This window comes from Lancefieldella sp. (assembly GCF_057237245.1).
Genome location: NZ_DBHHJM010000004.1, coordinates 39,681 through 60,998, shown reverse-complemented (window position 1 = coordinate 60,998; position 21,318 = coordinate 39,681). Strand labels below are relative to the sequence as shown.

20 protein-coding genes are annotated in these 21,318 nt (G+C 49.0%); 7 read left to right on the top strand and 13 right to left on the bottom strand.

All coding sequences use genetic code 11. The features are described from left to right. The first annotated feature begins 238 nt into the window (after nt 1-238). Genes ACO5GU_RS04625 through ACO5GU_RS04615 form a run of 3 tightly spaced genes read left to right on the top strand, consistent with a single transcriptional unit; the run spans nt 239 to nt 3,065 of the window. Nucleotides 239-1,201, top strand: a complete 963-nt coding sequence (locus tag ACO5GU_RS04625) for an FAD:protein FMN transferase (RefSeq protein WP_484930305.1) — start codon at nt 239-241, stop codon at nt 1,199-1,201. 17 nt (nt 1,202-1,218) lie between these two features. Further along, entirely contained in the window at nt 1,219-1,827 is a 609-nt protein-coding gene (locus ACO5GU_RS04620) for an NADPH-dependent FMN reductase (RefSeq protein WP_484930304.1), read from the top strand. A 20-nt stretch (nt 1,828-1,847) separates the two neighbouring features. Further along, entirely contained in the window at nt 1,848-3,065 is a 1,218-nt protein-coding gene (locus ACO5GU_RS04615) for an NAD(P)H-dependent oxidoreductase (RefSeq protein ID WP_484930303.1), read from the top strand. A 555-nt stretch (nt 3,066-3,620) separates the two neighbouring features. Here ACO5GU_RS04615 and ACO5GU_RS04610 read toward each other — a convergent pair. Further along, nucleotides 3,621-5,558, bottom strand: coding sequence for a glycoside hydrolase family 2 protein (locus tag ACO5GU_RS04610; protein ID WP_484930302.1), 1,938 nt, complete (start codon nt 5,556-5,558; stop codon nt 3,621-3,623). Nucleotides 5,559-5,759: 201 nt separating this feature from the next. Beyond that, nucleotides 5,760-6,260, bottom strand: a complete 501-nt coding sequence (locus ACO5GU_RS04605) for a methyltransferase family protein (protein ID WP_484819716.1) — start codon at nt 6,258-6,260, stop codon at nt 5,760-5,762. A 287-nt stretch (nt 6,261-6,547) separates the two neighbouring features. Between ACO5GU_RS04605 and ACO5GU_RS04600 the strand changes: the two genes are divergently transcribed. Continuing rightward, a complete protein-coding gene (locus ACO5GU_RS04600) occupies nt 6,548-7,237 on the top strand; it encodes an SIMPL domain-containing protein (RefSeq protein WP_484882429.1) in 690 nt (229 codons plus the stop codon). 117 nt (nt 7,238-7,354) lie between these two features. Here the strand turns inward: ACO5GU_RS04600 and ACO5GU_RS04595 are convergent, their stop codons facing one another. The 9 genes from ACO5GU_RS04595 to ACO5GU_RS04555 form a co-directional block, all read right to left on the bottom strand. Next, entirely contained in the window at nt 7,355-8,563 is a 1,209-nt protein-coding gene (locus ACO5GU_RS04595; RefSeq protein ID WP_484845860.1) for an ABC transporter permease, read from the bottom strand. Further along, nucleotides 8,560-9,354: an ABC transporter ATP-binding protein gene (locus tag ACO5GU_RS04590; RefSeq protein WP_484869142.1), complete on the bottom strand. Its 795-nt coding sequence runs from the start codon at nt 9,352-9,354 to the stop codon at nt 8,560-8,562. The genes ACO5GU_RS04595 and ACO5GU_RS04590 overlap by 4 nt, the downstream gene beginning before the upstream one ends. A 9-nt stretch (nt 9,355-9,363) precedes the next feature. Continuing rightward, nucleotides 9,364-11,007, bottom strand: coding sequence for an efflux RND transporter periplasmic adaptor subunit (locus ACO5GU_RS04585; protein ID WP_484930301.1), 1,644 nt, complete (start codon nt 11,005-11,007; stop codon nt 9,364-9,366). 202 nt (nt 11,008-11,209) lie between these two features. Then, nucleotides 11,210-12,697, bottom strand: coding sequence for an ATP-binding cassette domain-containing protein (locus tag ACO5GU_RS04580; protein WP_484930300.1), 1,488 nt, complete (start codon nt 12,695-12,697; stop codon nt 11,210-11,212). 418 nt (nt 12,698-13,115) lie between these two features. Further along, nucleotides 13,116-13,553: a DUF2442 domain-containing protein gene (locus ACO5GU_RS04575; protein ID WP_314007597.1), complete on the bottom strand. Its 438-nt coding sequence runs from the start codon at nt 13,551-13,553 to the stop codon at nt 13,116-13,118. Between the two features lie 12 nt (nt 13,554-13,565). After that, nucleotides 13,566-13,820 carry a DUF4160 domain-containing protein gene (locus ACO5GU_RS04570; protein WP_315572712.1) on the bottom strand — a complete coding sequence of 85 codons (255 nt, stop codon included), beginning with the start codon at nt 13,818-13,820 and terminating at the stop codon, nt 13,566-13,568. Nucleotides 13,821-14,036: 216 nt separating this feature from the next. After that, nucleotides 14,037-14,882, bottom strand: a complete 846-nt coding sequence (locus ACO5GU_RS04565; protein WP_484930299.1) for a nucleotidyl transferase AbiEii/AbiGii toxin family protein — start codon at nt 14,880-14,882, stop codon at nt 14,037-14,039. Further along, a complete protein-coding gene (locus ACO5GU_RS04560) occupies nt 14,879-15,493 on the bottom strand; it encodes a type IV toxin-antitoxin system AbiEi family antitoxin domain-containing protein (protein WP_282741962.1) in 615 nt (204 codons plus the stop codon). The genes ACO5GU_RS04565 and ACO5GU_RS04560 overlap by 4 nt, the downstream gene beginning before the upstream one ends. Before the next feature lie 208 nt (nt 15,494-15,701). Continuing rightward, a complete protein-coding gene (locus ACO5GU_RS04555; protein WP_314019254.1) occupies nt 15,702-15,881 on the bottom strand; it encodes a hypothetical protein in 180 nt (59 codons plus the stop codon). Nucleotides 15,882-16,080: 199 nt separating this feature from the next. On the opposite strand from ACO5GU_RS04555, the gene ACO5GU_RS04550 reads away from it, so the two are divergent. Then, nucleotides 16,081-16,254 carry a hypothetical protein gene (locus tag ACO5GU_RS04550; RefSeq protein WP_314019256.1) on the top strand — a complete coding sequence of 58 codons (174 nt, stop codon included), beginning with the start codon at nt 16,081-16,083 and terminating at the stop codon, nt 16,252-16,254. A gap of 407 nt (nt 16,255-16,661) precedes the next feature. Here ACO5GU_RS04550 and ACO5GU_RS04545 read toward each other — a convergent pair whose 3' ends face one another. Together ACO5GU_RS04545 and glmS are read right to left on the bottom strand one after the other, a co-directional pair. Beyond that, nucleotides 16,662-17,498: a hypothetical protein gene (locus ACO5GU_RS04545; protein WP_484930298.1), complete on the bottom strand. Its 837-nt coding sequence runs from the start codon at nt 17,496-17,498 to the stop codon at nt 16,662-16,664. A 403-nt stretch (nt 17,499-17,901) separates the two neighbouring features. Then, nucleotides 17,902-19,731: a glutamine--fructose-6-phosphate transaminase (isomerizing) gene (gene glmS, locus ACO5GU_RS04540; RefSeq protein ID WP_484930297.1), complete on the bottom strand. Its 1,830-nt coding sequence runs from the start codon at nt 19,729-19,731 to the stop codon at nt 17,902-17,904. A 250-nt stretch (nt 19,732-19,981) separates the two neighbouring features. On the opposite strand from glmS, the gene ACO5GU_RS04535 reads away from it, so the two are divergent. Then, nucleotides 19,982-20,584 carry an MptD family putative ECF transporter S component gene (locus tag ACO5GU_RS04535; protein WP_484930296.1) on the top strand — a complete coding sequence of 201 codons (603 nt, stop codon included), beginning with the start codon at nt 19,982-19,984 and terminating at the stop codon, nt 20,582-20,584. Beyond that, nucleotides 20,584-21,318, top strand: a complete 735-nt coding sequence (locus ACO5GU_RS04530; RefSeq protein ID WP_484930295.1) for an energy-coupling factor transporter transmembrane component T — start codon at nt 20,584-20,586, stop codon at nt 21,316-21,318. Before ACO5GU_RS04535 ends, ACO5GU_RS04530 begins: the two co-directional genes overlap by 1 nt.

Sequence of the window (21,318 nt, the reverse complement as noted above, 5' to 3'; positions counted from 1 at the left end):
AAGTACATATCAACAATAAACAGACATCCCTATGAATAAATAATCAAATTAATTCCACAGTTTTCTTCACTTTTGGGGCTGGGAGCGGTCTTCAGCGAGCTGCCAAAACTGTAGGGTTTCTCGCCAAAATGTTGTGGATACAACAAATGAGCGTAACAAACAAACGTAAAATAGAGTTACTGCTAAGCAATCTGCAAGTAAAATTAAACAAACTGCTGTTGGACACTATGGGAGAGTCGTGCCAGAACGAACCTACATTTCCAGATCAACTCACCTGATGGGCGCAACTATCACCATTTCTTTATTGCCACCCTCCAATGATTCGCAGCAAGAGCGCACTGCAGAGCAGCTACTTGACGATGTCTATAAACTCCTTAACATCTATAACCAGCGGTTTAGCGCAAACGACGCCAATTCCGAGCTTATGCAGATCAATCATGCAGCAGGCAAGCATCCTGTCCCCGTTGACCCCGAGCTGTTTGAGCTCATTCAAATTGGCAAAGAACAAAGCCTTATACCTGCAAGTCATTTAAACATTGCACTTGGCCCCTTGGTACAAACCTGGCGAATCGGCTTTTCTGACGCTCGCATTCCAAATAACGCCGAGGTCACGCACGCGCTGTCGCTTACTGATCCACAACTCATTGAATTGGATCCTCTGAGCTGCACCGTGTTTCTCGCCAAAGAGGGCATGAAGCTGGACCTGGGATGCTTGGCCAAAGGCTACATCGCCGACAAAATTGCAGATTATCTGAAAAGTCAGCACGTCACTTCCGCCCTTATCAACCTTGGCGGTAACATTAAGACAATTGGCGCCAATGTGCTCGCGAACAGGCCGTGGCAGATTGGCATCCAGGATCCGCGACAACCGCGAGGCACCAACCTTGCTGTGCTGCCTATTTGCAACCAGTCCGTGGTGACCTCCGGTACCTACGAAAGGAAACTGCAGGTAAACGAGCACACCTATCACCACATTCTTGATCGAAGCACGGGCTATCCAGTTGACACGCAACTTGCGAGCATCACGATTATCTCGGACAACTCGCTTGATGGAGAAATTTGGACCACGCGTCTTTATGGCGAGAAACCCCGTCAGCTCCTTGCCCGTGTGGAACAAGAAAAAGACATCGAAGCGCTCATAGTAACCACTGATAATCGCGTATATTATTCGTCGGGAATCTCGCCTGAGTTCCTTGCGTAATTCAGAAAGGAAGTTTGATGCTTAACTTTGTTGGCCTTATTGGCACCAATTCAAAAGAGTCAAATAACCGAAGACTCCTGCAGTTTATGCAGAAGCACTTTGCCGACAAGGCCTCCATTGAGCTGGTGGAGATCGACAACATTCCCCTGTTCAACAAGCCTCAAAAGATGAAGGTTCCCGAGGTTGTCTCCGAGCTTGCAAAGAAAATTGAGGCCGCAGACGGCGTCATCATCGCAACACCAGAGTACGACCACTCCATTCCAGCTGTGTTGCAAAACGCGCTTGCTTGGCTGTCCTACGGCATCTTCCCTATGGTCAACAAGCCAGTCATGATTGTCGGCGCATCCCTGGGCACGCTCGGATCTTCTCGCGCACAGCTTCAGCTCCGCCAAATTCTGGACGCTCCCGAGCTCAAGGCCGCAATCATGCCAGGTTCCGAGTTCCTTCTTGGCCGCGCCCCTCAGGCATTTGACGAGAAGGGCAGCTTGAAGGACAAAGTTACCGTCAAGAAGCTTGACCTACTCTTTGACGATTTCCGTCTGTTTGTGAAACTCAACGAGAAAATGGCCGCATCGCGCGAACTTCTCCGCAAAGAGGCCGAGAACTTTGACTGGGAAAACCTGTAGGCCTGGAAGGAACTACTACTATGAAATTTGTCGGAATCGTCGGTTCAAATGCGGAGATTTCCTATAACCGAAAGCTTCTGCACTTCATCAAAAAGCATTTTGCCAAGCAGTTTGAGCTTGAAATCCTTGAGATTGATAACATTCCCCTGTTCAACCAGGACCTCAAGTGGGACGAGAACTTCCAGATCCGCCTGCTGTACAACAAGATTACCCGTGCTGACGGCGTCATTATTTCTACGCCCGAGCACAACCATACCATCTCACCTGCGCTTAAGAGCGTCATCGAGTGGCTCTCCTACGATGTGCATCCATTTGAGAACAAGCCTGTCATGATTGTCGGAGCTTCTTACTACGACCAAGGAACTTCTCGCGCGCAAGTGCATCTGCGCAAGATTATGGATGCTCCGGGCGTAAACGCATACGTTTTGCCTGGTAACGAGTTCCTTCTTGGAAAGGCCAAGCAGGCTTTTGACGAGGACGGCAACATTATCGACGAGCGCACCGTCGGCTTCCTGGGCCTTTGCCTGGATAACTTTGTCAAATACGTAGAGGTGATCTCCAAGTTGAAGAAGCCAAAGCCAATCGCGCCAGAGGATCTGGACGTAACCAACTCAATTTCCACCACTATCCAGGGCATTGATCCCGACGATCCTGATTGGGTCGAGAAGGCCGCCGAGCTTGTGGGCGCGGTCTCGGGCGACACATACGTTAAGCTTGACCACGGCATTTTGACGGTCAACCAGATTGACATGTTCCTGAAGGCAATGCCATTTGAGCTAACTTACGCGGACGACAACAATCAGTTCCTTTACTACAACAACGCTCATGACAACCCAGACACTATGCTGGCAAAACGCGTGCCAGCGCAATCGGGCAACCGTCTTTCCACAGTTCACAGCTCTCTTCCCGAGGGCCGTATGAAAAACGTTGAGTTTGTCATTGGCGTGCTTCGCAACGGCGACAAAGAGGACGTTCGTACCATTGTCCCAGGTACTCCTGCCGATATCATTAATACCCACAACTACCAGGCAATGTATTATCCTGACGGTTCGTACGCTGGCATCAACGAGATTGTCTTCAACTTCAAGCCATGGTTGGATTGGTACCTACAAACCACAGGTCAGCGCCTCGTAAGCGCTAGCGGAGCTGTTGTTCCACCAGCTGGCGCTCCCACCCCTGCTGCTGGTGCTCCCGCACCAAGTGCAGGCGTAGATGCTACCTCGGGTGCAAGCGCCTAACGTGCAGTTACGCGCCGCGACGCGCAACACGCGATGCGTGACTACGACGCGTGTTCGCGATACAGCTACCTGCGTCTGCGTGCGACCAAACGTAATAATGCACAACTGAAGTGATACACTTCCCTCGCCTTCCAGAAATAAATCTCTGGAAGGCGAGTTTTTTGTATTAAGTTGCAAAATTTCTATTTAGGCTAAATATGTATTCATTTCTACGAATATCTATGCACAGATATTCAATTTTGTGTATCACTCAATTTTTAGACCAAAATTTTAGGGGCTAAAAAGGTAAAAATCCCGTTTAGTTGGAGATCAATTTTTTAAAAAATGATTTTTATCTCCAACTAAGACGATTTTTTACCACCGTTGCAATTTTTTATCTGCGAAAACTCGCTATGCATAAAAATGAAACTCCAACTAAACGCATTTTTTACCACTTTGACGAAAATCAGCACTCGGTATTACTGGACACCACTCAATCAACTGGGCATCTTTCACTCGGCTGTTCATCGCTTGACTACCGGACACCGTAGAGCATTACTTAACAACACCCGACAGCTACTGCCCTTCAAACTTGTTGATCTTTCGATCGTAAGTAAGCAGGCCGTTTACCTCTTCCTCAACATCAGATACCTGCGTGTAAACGTATCCCGCAAGGCCTTCAACCTGCAGCGATTCCGCCACTGCGAGCAGCTTTTGGACAGCTCCTCGCCAACCCTCAACTGTGGCAAAATCCCCGTATCCATAAGAATGGTCAAGTGACGTATGACCTGATATCATCTGCGCCAGACCACCAAACTCAGAAATTATTGCTGCTCGATTTCCCCGTTGCTTTCCATGCCAACCTGCACGAAGCGGTCGGAAATAATTGTGAATGCTCAGGAAATCGCCGCATCCCTGGTCGTACCAGCCGCTTGTTGCATCAATTGGTCGTGTTGCATCCAAGGCGCGAACAGCCTCAGTAGCAGCCCGTGCATCAAACTGTCCCCAACCCTCGTTAAAGAGCGTCCAAAATCCAATCGAAGGATGTCCATCCAGGAGCTTGACCATTTCCTGACAAGTTTCTGTCCACTCCTCGCGATAGCCATCTTCACCTGCGGATAAAGCCTCGTGATGACTTGGTGTTGTGTCGTCAAATCGACCCCAGGTAAAACTGAACAGCGTCGGCTTCTGACTCGTGTGCCAGGGACTATACGCGCTTCCACCCGAAACGCAATCCTGCCAAACCAGCATGCCGAGTCGGTCGCAATGATAGTACCAACGCTCGCTTTCAATCTTGATATGTTTACGCAGCGTATTAAAACCGGCCGATTTCATAGCCTCTATGTCATATACCAGCGCATCATCGGACGGCGTGGTCATCAATCCGTCAGGCCAGTAGCCCTGATCCAGCACGCCGCGCACAAAATATGGTACCCCGTTCAAGTGCACCCTTGGCACGCCCGCCACGTCTTTCTTTACCTCAACAGTACGAAACGCGCAATAGCTCCGAACAAAATCGACCACCGCACCATCCTGCCAAAGTGTTGCCTCCACGGCATAGAGGTGCGGACTCTCCGGCGACCAAAACAGCGGGTCATCCACATGCTGCTCGGCGGATATCTCCCCTGCCTCGTCCACCGGAAGTGTGGCGAGAAGAACGTCTTGTCCAAGCTCATCTTTGAGCGCCAACTCCAGCTTAAACGCGCCCGTTTGTACACCTTCCAGCCCGCTTACCTGCACGTTCGCCTTAACTTCAAGCGTGCCAAACATATCACCCTTCAGCGTTAGCGACTCAAGGTGAACCGCAGAAACAACCTCGTACCATACGCTTTGCCAAATGCCACTCTGAGCGGTGTACCAAATGTCGCCACGCGAGAGTCGCTGCTTTCCACGCAGTTGAGAGCCAGTGTCACTTGGATCCCAAACACAAAGCACGAGCTCAGCCGTGTCCGCACTGTCTGCCGTTGCCGCACTTTCTGTCCTCGCAGCAGACGCAGCACTCTCTCCCGTTTCAGGTGAGCCAAGTAAATCCGTCACATCAAAGGAAAATGGCAGGTAACCGCCAGTATGCGTACCAGCAAGCTTGCCATTCACAAAGCACGCGCACATCCAGTCAACCACTTCGAAATGCAGAATAAGTCGCTGGTCATCGGCCAGTTTAGGTAATTCGATTTTTCGCTTATACCACAAAAGCTCATTTGGATGTACCGTACGACCAACACCAGAGAGCGGAGCTTCTGGCGAGAACGGCACCACAATCTGTCCGTCCCAACGAGAAGGAATTGCCTGTCGTGCAAGGGTCTCTACATCAACCCCGCCATCTACCGGCACAATCGCATAATCCCACGCGCCGTTCAGCATCACGTAATTGTCGCGCTGCATGCGAGGACGCGGATACTCAGGCAATACGTTCGATGGGTCAAGCGCCTCTCCCCAAACAGTCGTCAGAGAATTCAGTGTCTCCTCCGTATGCTTTTTGGGCGCACTTGCCAAAACGCGACGAATATCCAGCATGGTATCTCTCGTTTCTCCTGAAGCAGCAGGTACAAGCACATGACAAGCCAGCATGACGTATGTATATCATAGCCACTTCGTAAAAGAATTTATATAGCGAGAAAACCGAACAAACCCCAGCTCAATTACGAACTAAGGCTCAAATAAGACTGGAGCTCAAATAGGGCTGAAGCTTAGCACTACTCAAAACCCACCCAAACGTTAGCGCTTGGGAAACCATGGAATGCAGCGATTGACTCGTTTGCAGTACTCTTTGTACTCATCGCCAAACTGCTCGAGAAGCCACTTCTCCTCTGTAGCCTGCATCATCACAGTTAAAAGCGCCCAAAACACAAGGGGTAGTGGTAGCAGATAAAGGTTACTAGAGAGCAGCGCTGCACCTGACATGACAAACGCAAATGCGGAGTAGATAGGGTTTCTGACCAGCGCATAAACACCGCTCGTTACCAGCTGATTTGCAATGATTTTTTCACGAAGCTTTTCTTTGATAGCGGCGGAAACCCAAAGCCAGATGCCCACAATCAGAAAAGCTGTACCTACGGCATGCATTACGCCAACCGTTGCTCGAATGCGAAGATACGGAAGAAATCCCAGTTTAGACAAGGTAATGCACGCAACTGTCAGCGCCGTGATGGCAATCACGTAAGCGGGGCCGACACCGAGTACCGGAAGGTGATCCTTCTTCTCGTTCTGAGCAGGCATGGGTAAACTCCGTTCGATTGGAAGTTTGTTAGCTTTAACTAACTGCGATATTAAGTTTACACTTAAAACTGCACTTTTACGTGGGTTTTTTGTTTGACTTCATTGATTTTGTTTCTTCGAATTTTCAAATCAATCGCTTATCAAGGTATTGAAAAAATACCTATCTAAGTGTCCATTACACTGGACACTCAAAATCTTTTTTGAACCTATGATTATTCAACGATGAGAAATAAATTACCTGTTCAAACGGCTGATTTTTTCTCTAACATCTCTGAAAGGAACATACTATGGAACGAACGATTGACGTATCTACAAAATTGAGCACGCAAGTTCCGCCTGACACCATTAACGTTGATATCACAATTCGAGGAACTTCCAAGATCCGTGAAAACTGCACAGCCAAATATAATACGCTGCTTCAAACAATAAAAGATGCTCTAGAGAAAAACGGGTTACCTGCCTCAATTCTAAAAAACAATAACTATTCAGTTTCTGGACACGAAGTAAACTGGTACAAGAAAGATGATGAGGGTGACTATTATGTCGCCGAGAAAAAATTTCTGGGATATGATTTCCGCGCAGAACTATCTGTTGAAGAACATCTTGAAGAAGATCTTGTCGAGAAAATCTGGAAAGCACTCAGTTCATGTGGTGATGAAGTGACCTTTTCAGTTGAGTTCTCGATAGCACATAACGACACCATTAAAGACAACCTATCTGCAGATGCTATTATTGCCTGTCATCAAAAAGCAAATCTTCTTGCTAAGGCTGCCGGAGCAAAGGTGGTTGGGCTTAAGCATGCAGACTACGACTTTAACGGAAGAGAACTAGCGTATAAAGCCTGCGATCATATAGCTTTTTGTGAATCTGATTATGGAAACCAAGTTCCTACATTTGATTCATCAGACATAGACATCTGTTGCTACGTCAGCACCTCATGGGACATCGAGCTGCTCCCACCGGATGATCTACTGTAGCTGAACAAACCACCGCACTTAAAAGGGTTTCTCGCCTGGCGAGAAACCCTACTTGTAGTACGTCATTTACTTTCAGCAAGCGGTCTGTGACCGCAAGCCGTTTCGAACGCACCCCGTTTACTGGTAGCGAAGCGACTCAACAGGATTGAGCTTTGAGGCTCGTCGAGCAGGCCAGTAGCCAAAGATGAGTCCGATGCCAATGCAGATTCCCGAGGTAATCATCACAATGTTTGGGGTGATGATGGGCGTGATACCAGTTTCAAGCTGTATCATGCTGCCAAACGAGCCGGCCAATCCCCATGCTCCGGCGTAACCCAGGGCAATGCCAATCACGCCACCCATGATGCAGATTAGGATAGATTCGCACAAGAACTGCTTGGTGATGTCGGACGCGCGAGCGCCAAGAGCTTTACGCAGACCAATCTCCCTAATACGCTCCGTCACGTTGGTGAGCATCATATTCATGATGCCAATACCGCCAACCAGAAGTGAAATACTTGCCGTGGCGGTAACCAGAACCTGGAACGACATGAGCGTAGCATTCATCTGCTCAATAATGGACGAGAGCGTCATGACCGTTACGCGGTCTTCTGCCTGCGCGGAAGGAATGTTAAACCAGTCCAGCAACCAGGACTTTGTTTCATCCGCAAGCGCCTTCATGTCAACGTTTTCGCGAGCGTAACCAAAGACCTGGCTGATAGTTTTGGTGCCCGTCAGACGCGCGGAATACGTGGAGTACGGCATGTAGGCCAGCAGCGTATCGCCTTGCCCGCCGCCGTTTACCCCACTGTCAACCACACCAACGATGGTGTAGCTGTCGTTATTAATGCGGACAACCTGTCCAATGGACGCATCTGCACTGCCAAAGAGTTTCTCGGCAGACAATTTGTCGAGAAGAACGTTTCTAGATGTGTCATCTACGTCGGACTTTGTGAAGAGTGAGCCCGCGGATGCCTTGAGGCCCATGACGGTAAAGTAGTCAGGCGTGCAGCCGATGATTCGCGCGTCAAACTGCTTCTCTGCCGAGTTGACGCGGGCCATGGTGGAGTCGATGCCGGTGACAAGCTCGTAGCCAGGAACGCTGAGCTGCAGCATGTCAAGATCTTGCTGCGTGACCTCGCGGTCTGGCCACGCGTATATCATGACCATACGCGACTGATTGAGGCCCAACGAGCTGACCAGCGAATACTTGATGCCGTCGATAAGAGCCGTCATAGCAATAACTGCGCTGATGCCAATAACAATGCCCAGTACTGTCAACAAGCTGCGGCCGCGGTTGGCGTTAAGAGCAGACAGAGTTTCTCGCAGCAGATCCATCAGCCTCATAGCGCACCACCTCCCGTCGTGGCATGTACGCCCGTTGCGGCATGTGCGCCCGTCGCGGCATGTGCGCCCGGTGCGGGTTGCGCGGAGTGTTGCTTCACAAACTCTTTTTCCTGCTCGTCGGTGAGCAGGCGGCCGTCGCGAATATGCACCACTCGATCAGCCCAAAACGCGGTCTCGGGATCGTGCGTAATCAGTACGATTGTCTTGCCACGCTCCTGCATGGACTTGAACGTGTTGAGGACCATTTCACTTGTTGCAGAGTCCAGGTTACCTGTTGGCTCGTCGGCAAAAATGACCGCCGGATCGTTTACCAGCGCACGAGCAATAGCAACGCGCTGCACCTGACCACCGGAAAGCTCGTTTGATTTGTGCTCGTAGTACTCCTCGGGCAAGCCAACGGAGCGCAGCGCCTTCCAAGCTCGCAACTCTCGCTCTTTTGCAGGAATATCCGAGTAGATGAGCGGCAACATAACATTTCGCAGCACCGTTGTGCGCGGTAGCAGGTTAAACGACTGGAAGACAAAGCCCAGACGCGTGGCGCGAATCTCCGCTAGATCGTCATCGGAAAGATCTGCAACCTCAAGACCCTCTAGCTTGTACGAGCCGGAAGTAGGCGTATCCAGGCACCCCAAAATGTTCATCAGGGTTGATTTGCCTGAGCCAGATGGACCCATAATGCAGAGAAACTCGCCCTTCTCCACAGTTAGCGAAACGCCACGTAAAGCGTGTGTCAAACCCGCAGCTGTCTCGTAAATGCGATGCAGCTTATGTACCTCAATTACCTTGGACATGCGCGTCGCCTACTTGGAGTCTTTGGAGCCCGTTGTGTCGGACGTTGTACTGGTCGCCGAGCCAGACGTTGCGCCTGTCGGGGCGTCCATAGCCGCGCCCTGAGATGGACCGCCAGCGCCACCGCCAATCATCACCTCAGTGCCGTCTTCAATACCAGCACCCTCAATGACAGCCGTCGTAGAACTTTGCGCCTTTACGGTCACTGGTATGCGCTCTACCTGAGGATAGCCCTTCTCGTCACGAGAAGTAACCACGTTGACGTAAGCGCCATCGCCGTCGTCCATAACGGCAACAAGAGGCACGGTCAGCACGTTGTCCATGTGCTGAATCATGATGTCTACGTTGGCGGTCATACCCGGCTTGATGGAGGCATCGGGACTGCTGATGAGCAGGTCAACAGTGTAAGAAACAATGGATCGACCGGGGTTATCGTAACTTGCACCTGCGTCGGCGCCGTTGGACGAAACAGCAGAAACATGAGTAACAACTGCATCGCAATACAGATCTCTCAGAGCTGTAAAGCTGACCTGCGCCTTCTGGTCAACGGCGATGCGAGAAATATCTACCTCGTTTATCTGGACGTTTACCTTCATCTGGGAAAGGTCCGCGATAGTAATCAGAGGACCGGCGTTGCCAGCACCTGGCGCGGACGAGCCAACCGAAGCGCCGTTCACCGCGTTCATCACGATGACCGTGCCGTCGCATGGGGCGGTGACTACACGCTTATCTGCCTGGGCAATTGCGTCATTGTAAGCAGATCGTGCCTCCTCAAGCGCAATCTGAGCACTCTCCAGATTTGCCTCCGCTGCTTCCACGGCAGCAGCAATGGACGCAGCGTTTGCCTCCTGTCCATCCTCGCCCGCCTCGGGGACACCGTTGCGTGCGGACGCTAGAGCTGAGCGAGCCTTACTGACCTCGTTCTCGGCTGCTTTTACCTGCTGAGATGCCTTACGAACAGCCTTATCCAGCTCATCATTCTTGATAGTAAAGAGCTTGTCGCCTTTATGGACGTACGTGCCCTCAGAAACCTGAACGTCCTGAATAATGCCATCTACCTCGGGAGTTACCACGGTTGACGACACAGGCTTGATGGATCCAGAAGCGGAAACAGAATCGCTGAACTCACCGCGCGTGACAAACGTAGTGCTTGGCATCACGGTGGTGTTCTGGTTCTGGCCGCCCTGGCACATAGGCAAAATAAACAATATGACGAGAAGAACAAAGACTCCAGCGGTTATTCCCGCCTTAATAAGCTTCTTTTTACGACGAGCTTTACGGTGACGAGCCAAACTTTCGTATGCCTCACGAGCCTCAGCATCCTCTTCAGTCTCACTTGGTGAGATGACGCCTATCTGCGAGCCCAAGTTAGCCGTCTGATCAGCAACCGTTGGCAGCGTGGATGCGAATGCTGCCTGCTGATATCCCTCGGGCGGCGTGGGAATGTTAGGGACCCCGGCGCCCGCGCCTGCGTTGCCGGCGGCACCCGCACCTGCAGCGCCCGCACCAGCAGCACCCGCACCTGCAGCGCCCGCACCAGCAGCATCCACAGCGCCAGCGGAACTCGCGCCAGCAGCGCCCGTGCCTGCAGCACCCGTAGCGCTTGCATTTCCCTCGTTGGTTTCTTGTTTTGAACCGTGGTTGAAGTGAAGCATAGGTCCCTCCGAAGTCCATGCTTAAACACACGAGCAATCCCAGAAGAAATCAGTATGACCTTTCAGTTTATATAAAATTTTTCAGCAAAAGTTAGTTTGCTTAAACAACTACGGCGAGCGGTATAAAAGCAGCGGTCTGTGTCAGCGAGCTACTCAAACACAAACGCGTGACCCTCGTAACTGTCCAACGTGTTTCTCGCCCCTATTGCACCACAAGCTCAAAGTTGTCATTTGATCGCTGAATGCTCCATTTTATCGATGTAGCGGAATCAACCAACGAGAGATCATGTGAGACCAACAACAAAGCTCCTGGATATTCAGACAGTAAACGTTCAAGCGCTACGGTTGAACCAAGGTCCAAATAGTTAGTTGGCTCGTCCACTACGATAAGCTCTGGTAATTCGAGCATTCCCAGCGCAAGCATAAGCTTTCTCATTTCACCTGGACTGGTTGACTCACCTGCAAGAACATAATCGGGATCTGAGTTGAGTTGTGCCACAATAGACAACACTCTTCCACGCTGGGAGTTTGATAGCCCTTTGATTTTTCTTACTGTCTCTGTTTTTTGCAGTTCAGTTGGCTCTTGAGGAATATATAACATCCGCACATCGTCAGAAATACTTGAAATAATTTTCTTTATCAGCGTTGTTTTACCACAGCCATTATCGCCAACAACGCCAATATGATCAGTGTTGCCAATAAATAGCGGTGGGGTTTGTAGGCAGTTCTCTCCCATGAGAATGATATTAGGTTCCATCCTCAACAGAACTTTTCTCTTACTTGCCTCACTATCCAACCAGATATTGGAATCGTATTGTTTCTCAACCTGAATATCTGTGGCTTTACCTGTTGCCTTCTCAAGTCTATCCCACATGCGAGTAGCCAGCTTTCCCGCTTTGCCATCTTGACCTGTGACTATATAACCTCGCTTTTTTGCACGAGCATCACTGTCATGCTTGTCAATAGTTCTTCCACTTTTGCGCGCCTGAACTCTAGAAGCCTCTTCTCTACGTCGCTGGGTTTCTCGCTCAAGGCGAGTCTGCTCTTTTTGCGCCGCTTCCTTTGCGTGTAATGCGCTAGAACGTTCAAGCTCTACCTGTGAGGATGCCTGAGAATAATTACCAGATTTCATGTTTGCCGTGCCGTTAGCTACAAACAAACATTGAGTGCAGAGCTTATCCAACAGCTCCCTATCATGTGAAATAAGCACCCCGATACCCTTGAACTGCGACAAAGCCGCAAAAAGAGCATGTTTTGTTGACACATCCACATGATTAGTGGGCTCGTCTACCACAAGAACATCAGGTGAAGCCCATAAAGCGCACGCTACCTGGAGACGCTTCTGCTGGCCACACGAAAGCGTCTCAAAACGCCAAGGCCAATCTTCTTCTAACGAAAGCTCTCGCTTTAATTTAATTGCCGCATCATCGTAGACAACAGCAAAATCAAAAAGATTCGGTGGGGTCTCCGTTGCATTTTGAGCACAATATACCGAGAAAACCGATGGACTTATAACTCCCTTATCAGGCTGCAATAAACCACATACGATACGGGCAAGGGTTGTTTTTCCAGATCCGTTATTACCAACAAAGCCGGTCCATCCTTGTGGAAGCACAAAAGTCACATCATGTAAGGTAGGCTCCACCGCTGAAGGATAGGTATATTCAATATTTGAAAGATTAAGCTGCATGATACCTCGGTTCTGCCGAAGACCACGCGGAGTAGCATGCAATTATACGCAGATAAATGACGGTGAATTAAGACATGATTAAGCAATACTACACCCGCGGTAGTGTCGTCAGCGACGTTACGTGAATTCGGGTTTTATGAGTATCGCTAGTTGTTCATGCACCTAATCCCTTCTCGCACCAGCGCTTGCCAAAGGCCCTGGTGAATCAATTGAACTTATAGTAGCTTGCAAGACTTACGGTAACAAGAGATATTCTGCGGTCATCTTCCTAAGCAGAATCGTTATAGGCAAAAATCTAGCAAGCTTTTGCGAAAAACAGTCTACTTCTTGCCGATATCGGCAAAATCCAAAAACTGAATAACATAAAAAATACTGTCCACTGAAATGGACAGTATTTTAAATTGAGTATTTGCAACTCTTAACACACAGGATTGCCGTACTCGCGCAACATAGCATCACGGTCAACAATCCACTGCTTACCATACTTACGAGCATCTACTCCTGGAACTATTTTGCCGTATGAAACAGCCTTACGCAAAGTGGACTCACTTAGGCCCCAAAGTTCGCTAGCATCTGAAAACGATATAAGCCCATCAAAGGGCGTTGCAACTTCCGTTCCGTTCTCCCATAGTTCATCACAAGAGAGATCAAGGTCATCGTTCCAGATAATACCGTAGCCGCCCTGATCAACTTCTACGTCTCTGAACAGCGATTCGTTATCCTCCAATGTCTTGAAGACCGGGAAACGATGCATAAGTGGAGCTACATCGTAGATTTTTGTAGTGCCGTTGGTAAACTGAACGCTTAACTTTAAGCTAGTCAGAGCGGAGACATCTTTTACCTTATGAAATTTCATAATCTGCCTCCTTTAGACGAGCGGATCGATCTTCTTAAATTCTTGCGTCTCCCACATATCAAGAAGCTCAGTTTGGTGAATCTCTATCCACTCGCGCACCATACCAGCAGCGCGAGTCGGCAGACTACCATCAATCTCCTCACCCGAATTGATGTCAAAAGCTGCAGTGTCCTCACCATAAATCGCATGGATGTGCGGTGGATTGTGCTCTGAGCCCAAGAAATACATGCGTATAACTATCCCGTAAAACCGTGCAAGTGTAGGCATCTGTATCCTTTCCTTTTTGATAAGTATATCACGATAACGTGATATACTCCATAATTCATCCTTAACCATTACCACCTGCTATTGAACTGCCTCCCATTTCTTGGACACAGTTCACTACATACCTATTGTTTATAATGAGGCTTCGTCATCGCGAGAAGATGAGTTTCAAATTTGCATACCTCATCGCAACAAAACCTCACTAATCTCATGCGCTCCTCAGAGATTGACTCTTTTCCCGATTACGCGAACAGCGTCCATGGCATCCACCACTGAGACCGTGGAGGCATATGGATTAAGACGCGTATACGCACTCCATATGCGGGCAATTTCATCGGAGCCTTCAATCTCTCGACTAACAAGCTCATAGTCTTTCATAATGTCTGAGGAACCGCGATGCTCAGACGTCCGCTGTACAGCCTCCCGCAGCGTCTCCCAGTCAATCATCTGTTCGTATAGTTTTACGAGCGTGGCGAGGTCGTACAGATCTCGAGCACGCGTGGTAGCGACACCACGCTTCACTACCGCCTCGAACTTCTCTGCGATACACGTCTCTAACGGGTACGACATCAAATGAATCAACCTTTCCCCAAACAGGGTGGGGAACTGGTATTCAATCTCCCTCGGGGTGATGATGTCGCCCGTCGTGACATCAACCTTCAATGGTGTCCTCATACGCCCGAATGTCGCAGTCAGATGCGCACGCAATCCGCCGTAGTCGTCGTCCTTGCGGATGGGCTCTACTCGCTCGAACGCAAAGTCAATCCCATCTCCTAAGTTGATGGAACAAATATCTCGCATGGCAGCTGCAACTGTCTCTTCGCTCACTGTCAGAGCTCTAATAGTCGCGTCTAAATCCATGGTGGTACGCTGTGCGACACCCATCATCGAGGAAAGAAGCAACCCGCCCTTGATGACGAAGTGTTCACGGTACTGCGTCCTCTCTAGCCTCATAAGAAGGTGCTCGAAGAAATAGCGCTGCATAATCTCCTGGGCAGAAAGGCCGTGCTCCTTTGCCAGAGCCTTCGCTTTGCCTCTCAGGCTCGCGTCGTTGAGGATTGTCATGACAGCACCTCCAAGTACATCTGAATCTCTGCAGTTGCGTTCATGACCTTTGCATAACGCATCAGCTGGGGCAAGTTCTTCTCGGGAGAGTCAAAGTACGCATTCATGGCCTGTCTGAGAAGTTGGGTGTCAGCCTCGCCGCGTCTGCGCGCCATCACAAGGTCACAGATGCTGCGTTCACGGTCGTAAAGCAACAGCGGTGTGCCCGCGGGAGACTCGCCTTGCACCACACCCAAACCATAGAGCCCCTTGTCCTCATGCGAGACAAGGCAGTTGGGGAACTCCCCTACTATGCCATCTTCCTTGTATCCCCGGGGAAGCGAGACCTCGTACACACCCGGCACGATATCAGTCATGCCGTGAAGGTAGAGCGAGCTACTGCAGCGAAAGACGACCTTCGGCCAGCGAAGCGAGATGACGGCGAAGTCATCTAGCGGTGCATCTGCGAGTGCAAAGACCCCACGGCTCTCCTTGACCGCTATGCCCTGAGAGACGAGCAGCTGCAACATGCTCGATGAGAAGCCCGCCTCACGTGCCTGTTTGGTGGTAACACGACCGGCGCTTTCATGCATGAACTTTATGAGGGCATCTTTCTTCGTTTTTTCCTCCAATGGTAAGACATGCGACAATCATACTTATAATATAGTATATATTGCCATAGTCTTAGATATGATTAGATAATTTAAAGCTTGCATGGGAGGGTGCAGAAAACATTTTAGGCGTGTTGATGTAGGCGCGCGTAGCTACACGGGAATTATTTGACATAAGCAAGCAGACGTTTTCTGCACACTTTTCACTGTGCTACCAAAGCGCTATCCCTTACATAGGTTCTTGCTCAGATAAAAGATTTTCTATGGTTGAACGAACTGCGGCTTGAACCGTTCTTCCGTTTGACTCGGTAACGAGGATTTTTCTTGCCGCTAACCGTATCACCTGCTGGCGATTGATATCTTCATGATTGACAATCTGAAACAACTGCTTATCTGCTTCTATTTCCAATATTTTCAATAAATTGTTTGGAGAAAAGTCTTCGAAGTAGATACTTTTATCAATTCGGAAATAGATCGGATCCCCAAGGTTTCTTCTTGGGGTCGTGTCCCGAAAAGTGGTGTAAGCAAGCACTTCAGGTGTTTAAAAGAAGTGCGGTTATTTCCTAAAATATAGTCACCACAACCAATTCAGAAAGGAAATAACCGCAATGCAAACTCTACACGAAACTGAGCTCTCCTACACCCAAGATCACAAATTAGATTTAAACGGTATGGCACGAACACTGCTTGAAGACTTAGTAAATACCGTAATGGTTGAACAAGTAGAAGAGCTTGGTTGTGTTCGCAATGGATACCGTGAGCGAAAGCTTGTAACCAAGTGAAGCCCTCATATTTAAAGTACCTAAGCTTCGTTTGATAGCGAAAAAGCCCGTAGATCATTCGCCGACCAGGTCCGCACTCGCATGACATGGCGTTACGGTTAACAATCCGCTGCTCCATCTGTCATCATATGCACAGCACGATATGGTTATGTAGATGGTCGGACACCTGACGACAACGACCAGAGCGAGGACAATCACTCCAAGTACCATGCTTGCGAAGCTAGCTACCGCAATATTGTCGATGCAGCAGCTGACTCAGGGTTTTGCGCTCAGCGCTCATAATTCGAGAGAATCATCCAGCCGGCCCCACGACATGCTGAAGTCATTCAGAGTTGTTATTTTCCTCTACCGAACTTGACAGCATCATCGTGCATCGTTCATACAAAAAAGGACCGTCATTTTCTCATTCAGCTATAAACGCTAACTTCTTTAGTCTCATCATTCTCAGTCTCATCATTCTCAGTCTCATCATTCTCAGTCTCATCATTCTTGAAACATTCCTTGTAATTCAGCGGGTTGGTTAGTGGTCGAGAATCATTATTGGAGGATTCTGTTTGTTTGTGCTGCTCTTCTTGCTCAGAAACGGAGCGTTTTAGTCTCGATTTCAAAAATGTTACCAGTTTATAAAACCAAGTTACTACGTAATAAAACCAATATCGAGACAGCTTGCCATTTTCCCTTCTAATCCAACAGCGTCCAGCGGCATCCTCGAAAATGAATACATCAACTTTCCATTTCTCATCGTTGATGATCGGCCGTACTTTACCAATCGTTTCTTTAATTACAGACAGTTCCTCAGGATAGGTCCAAGGACGCTTATCGGGTTTGTTGTTATCAACAACAGCAAATGAGATGAACTCCCCGGGAACCAAGATGGGTTGAAGAAGGAGTGTCTTCACTGGCTTGTCTTTCCTACTACCTTTTTTCATTTTGTATGCTTCCCCATAAACAGCCAGATTTCTAATAGGGGTCTGCGATTGGTTGAGCAATATTATTCCAGCATGGTACTGCAACGCATCTTTATGCGGAGGCTGACCGAACCTATTGCCACTATTTCGCGAATCGTTTTCTTCCTTCTCGTCACAACGGTCATCGTCAACGCGCGCCCACCAAGCACTGATCTGCTCAGCCTGAGCTCTAATCTTCTCCTTATGGCCTCGATAGCCTTGAAAAAGCGCTATAGTCGAACCCATGACAGCCAATACTGGCGTTGCAATATCTTTGATAAACGACATCAAATCCATTAGACGCTCCAAAAAAAACATTATCAATTCGAATATCGTTAGCGCTGTCCCCCGTCATTTGAAAAGGACTGCTTCCTCTATAGTAAAACATCATCATTCTGAACTGCCTCCCATTTCTTGGACATAAGAAATGGGAGGCAGTTCATATTCCAAGGAGTTTCTATTTCAGATGCTTTCATTGCTACTGCAGATAAAACAGTGCCTTATTTTCAACTGGCAGCGTCTACGTACAAAGACAAATACACTCTTTCAGTCCGTACCTATGCGAGTGGGAAAAGTTTTGATTTGCTTTGTTCTGTTGTGGACAATATCTGTAGTGCGCTTGAAAATTTATAGCAATTCTTCAGCTCAAGTTTTGCTTTATCCAATATTTTGATTGCCGTTGCTGGACTTTCAGCCACAACTATTCAACCGTTACTGACTTTGCAAGGTTTCTTGGCTTATCAACGTCACAACCACGTGCAAGAGCCACGGAGCGCGCAAAAAGTTGGAGAGGTACCGAAGCAATGATTGGCGAGAAGGCATCTCTGACTTTAGGCACGTAGATGATATAGTCGGCATGCTTTTTGATTTCCTGATCACCTTCGGTCGCCACGGCAATAATCATGGCGCCGCGTGCTCGAGATTCTTGGATATTGGAGATCATCTTGTCGTATACCGGAGAGTTAGTTGCTACGGCAATGACAGGATAGCCTTTGGACAAAAGTGCAATGGGGCCATGCTTCATTTCTCCTGCAGCATATGCCTCAGCATGAAGATAGCTAATTTCCTTGAGTTTAAGGGCACCTTCGTAGCAAATAGCGGCTCCCATGCCACGACCAATGAACAAAGCATTATTGGCATCTTTGCAGGCCTGCGCGGCAATGTCGATAGCTTTTGTATCGCTGAGGACTTCTTCGACCTGCTCGGCGGTATCGGCAAGTTCTTTAAAGAGCAAGCGTATCTGAGCAATTGAGAGCTTTCCTTTTGCCTGTGCAAGAACCATAGCAAGAAGCGTTAGGCTCACAATTTGGCCAAGGAAAGATTTGGTTGAGGCAACGGCAATCTCCTTGTTAGCCTTAGTGTAGATAACACCGTCAGACTCACGGGCCACGGGACTACCAATAACGTTGGTGATGCCAAAAACCTTAGCGCCTTTGATGCGGGCGTCGCGGATGGCAGCAAGAGTATCAGCGGTCTCACCGGACTGAGAAACAGCAACTACCAGCGTTGACGGAGTAATAATGGGATTTCGATAACGAAATTCACTCGCAGCTTCAACTTCGACAGGTATGCGTGCCCAACCTTCAATAAGCTGACGGGCGATAAGACCAGCATGATAGCTAGTTCCGCAGGCAATGATATAAACGCGATCAATTAAACGGAGCTGTTCCAAGGACATGCCCAGTTCATCAATGGAAAGTACACCGTTGGTCAGACGTCCTGCAAGGGTATCGCGGATGACACGAGGCTGCTCATGGATTTCTTTGAGCATGAAATCGGGGTAGCCGCCCTTCTCGACAACATCAACATCCCAATCAACATGCATGACCTTAGGTTGAATGGGATTTCCATCAGCATCGGTATAGCTGATACCATCGGGCTCCATAACAGCAAACTCATTGTCGCCAAGAACAGTGACATCTCGGGAGGCTTCGATAACCGCAATGATGTCAGATGCAACGTAGCTGCCCTTCTCGCCATGTGCAAGGACAATGGGAGAATCTTTGCGAGTAACTACAATGCGACCGGGTTCCTGAGAGCATATAACAGCAAGGCCATAGGTTCCTACAATTTGCGAGCATGCCTTGGCAACAGCATCGCGAAGGTTGCCTCTGTAGGCTTCTTCAATAAGGTGAGAAACGACTTCAGTATCGGTATCGCTGCGGAATTTGTGCCCCCGAGCCTCAAGCTGCTCACGGAGTTCGGCAAAGTTCTCGATGATGCCGTTGTGTACGACGGCAATTTGATTGTCACAAGAGGTATGTGGGTGGGCGTTGCGCTCACTTGGAGCGCCGTGCGTTGCCCAACGGGTATGTCCGATGCCACAGGGGTTTGCATTATTGAGGTACTCCACCGCTTCAGCTAATCCCGCAACTTTTCCTACGCGATGTACGACCGTAAGTTCTTCGTTGGTTGTGTTTTGCAAAGCAATACCGGCAGAATCATACCCACGGTATTCGAGACGTTTAAGACCTTCAATGAGGACATCTTTTGCACTTTGGTGTCCGGTTAAACCAACGATGCCGCACATATATAAACTCCAATCGTGTGCTTCTGGGAGTGTCACAGAAACGATTAGTTTTAATCAACCCACTCTATTTTAGCGAGTTATATAGGCGAACTTGTATGGTATTAAAAAGGCAGTTGGCAAATACTTATCAGAAAGCGAATAGCAGCTATACGATACAAACGGGACATAATGATACAGATGGGCTATTGACTGCGTTTCTATATGTCTATCCTTTATAAGTTAGATAGAGCTAACCGAAGGGAGACGTATTATGCCTGAAACACCCTCAGTCAAGAAAAAAGGACTGCAACCAAAAGACCTTATAAACATCGGTATCTTCACTGCTCTCTACTTCATAATCATTATGGCTGTGGCAATGCTGGGCTACGTTCCTATATTCATTCCATTGCTCTCCGTCATCTGTCCGCTTATCGGAGGCATTCCGTACATGCTCTACATCACAAAAGTAAGGCATTTCGGAATGGTTTTCATCATGGGAACCATCCTCGGCCTTCTTATGGGTCTCGGCGGCATGGGCGTATATGCCTTTATTACGGGGCCAGTATGTGGTTTTCTCGCCGACCTTGTCCTCAGAAGCGGTAACTATAACAGCGTAGGGCGCGCCATACTTTCACACGGAGTCCTGAGCGTATGGTTGATAGGCAACTATATTCCCATCCTCATGAATCGCGTGAGCTATTTCGCAGGTATCGCCTCTGGCTACGGACAGGAATATGCCGACGCGCTCTCTAGCTACATCCCTGACTGGAGTCTTCTGCCTCTTGCTCTTGCTGCATTTGTCGCAGGGTGTATCGGAGCCGTCATTGGCAAGAAACTTCTCCAGAAGCACTTCGAACGAGCCGGCATCGCATAATGAAACAGGGGCTGTTCCTCTCAACTGCCAACAACCGAGGGCTGGTACTTGATCCACGCACCAAAGTGCTTGCCACACTTATCGTCTCAACAATTATGCTTGGGTCTTATAACGTGGGACCTCTTCTCGTGATAAAGCCGCTGCTTGTTGTAACACCTTTCATCATGCTAGCCCTCTCTCACCATTTCCGCTCAGCAATCACATACCTCACGTTATACGGGGCTGCAAGCGCTGTGGCTGCAATCGCGGAATCATGCCTCACTGGAGTTGCTCTCTTTGCCACGCTAGGCACCTCAGGAATCGTGAGACAGTTTGCTCCAGGTATTGCCATGGGAACCTGGCTGGTCACAACCACGTCAGTGAGTGAGTTCATGGCAGCGTGTGACCGTATGCACATGCCTCAGGCCGTAGAAATTCCTCTTGTTGTAATGCTTCGATACTTTCCGGCAATAGCCGACGACTATCGACAGATAGCTGCTGCAATGCGCATGCGCAGCAGCAAGACGGCCAGAAATCCTATCTCTGCCATCGAGAATTGCCTGGTACCGCTGCTTGTCTCGGCAGTGCGAGGCGGTGAAGACCTCTCTGCTTCAGCGCTTGTGCGAGGGCTCGGTGGACCAACAGCTCGCACAAACATAAACGAAGCACGCATGCGCGCAAGAGACTGGATAGTAATCGCCCTTCTCGCCATAGCTGCTATCTGCGCGGTGATCACGCCGTTGCTCTACTACTAG

Coding starts and splice junctions, on each gene's coding strand:
- ACO5GU_RS04530 (WP_484930295.1), top strand. CDS start 20,584: ATGAAACAGGGGCTGTTCCTCTCAACTGCCAACAACCGAGGGCTGGTA.
- ACO5GU_RS04580 (WP_484930300.1), bottom strand. CDS start 12,697: ATGCAGCTTAATCTTTCAAATATTGAATATACCTATCCTTCAGCGGTG.
- ACO5GU_RS04605 (WP_484819716.1), bottom strand. CDS start 6,260: ATGCCTGCTCAGAACGAGAAGAAGGATCACCTTCCGGTACTCGGTGTC.
- ACO5GU_RS04570 (WP_315572712.1), bottom strand. CDS start 13,820: ATGCCTACACTTGCACGGTTTTACGGGATAGTTATACGCATGTATTTC.
- glmS (WP_484930297.1), bottom strand. CDS start 19,731: ATGTGCGGCATCGTTGGTTTAACCGGACACCAAAGTGCAAAAGATGTC.
- ACO5GU_RS04545 (WP_484930298.1), bottom strand. CDS start 17,498: ATGGATTTGATGTCGTTTATCAAAGATATTGCAACGCCAGTATTGGCT.
- ACO5GU_RS04615 (WP_484930303.1), top strand. CDS start 1,848: ATGAAATTTGTCGGAATCGTCGGTTCAAATGCGGAGATTTCCTATAAC.
- ACO5GU_RS04585 (WP_484930301.1), bottom strand. CDS start 11,007: ATGCTTCACTTCAACCACGGTTCAAAACAAGAAACCAACGAGGGAAAT.
- ACO5GU_RS04620 (WP_484930304.1), top strand. CDS start 1,219: ATGCTTAACTTTGTTGGCCTTATTGGCACCAATTCAAAAGAGTCAAAT.
- ACO5GU_RS04575 (WP_314007597.1), bottom strand. CDS start 13,553: ATGAAATTTCATAAGGTAAAAGATGTCTCCGCTCTGACTAGCTTAAAG.
- ACO5GU_RS04595 (WP_484845860.1), bottom strand. CDS start 8,563: ATGAGGCTGATGGATCTGCTGCGAGAAACTCTGTCTGCTCTTAACGCC.
- ACO5GU_RS04535 (WP_484930296.1), top strand. CDS start 19,982: ATGCCTGAAACACCCTCAGTCAAGAAAAAAGGACTGCAACCAAAAGAC.
- ACO5GU_RS04600 (WP_484882429.1), top strand. CDS start 6,548: ATGGAACGAACGATTGACGTATCTACAAAATTGAGCACGCAAGTTCCG.
- ACO5GU_RS04610 (WP_484930302.1), bottom strand. CDS start 5,558: ATGCTGGATATTCGTCGCGTTTTGGCAAGTGCGCCCAAAAAGCATACG.
- ACO5GU_RS04550 (WP_314019256.1), top strand. CDS start 16,081: ATGCAAACTCTACACGAAACTGAGCTCTCCTACACCCAAGATCACAAA.
- ACO5GU_RS04565 (WP_484930299.1), bottom strand. CDS start 14,882: ATGACAATCCTCAACGACGCGAGCCTGAGAGGCAAAGCGAAGGCTCTG.
- ACO5GU_RS04590 (WP_484869142.1), bottom strand. CDS start 9,354: ATGTCCAAGGTAATTGAGGTACATAAGCTGCATCGCATTTACGAGACA.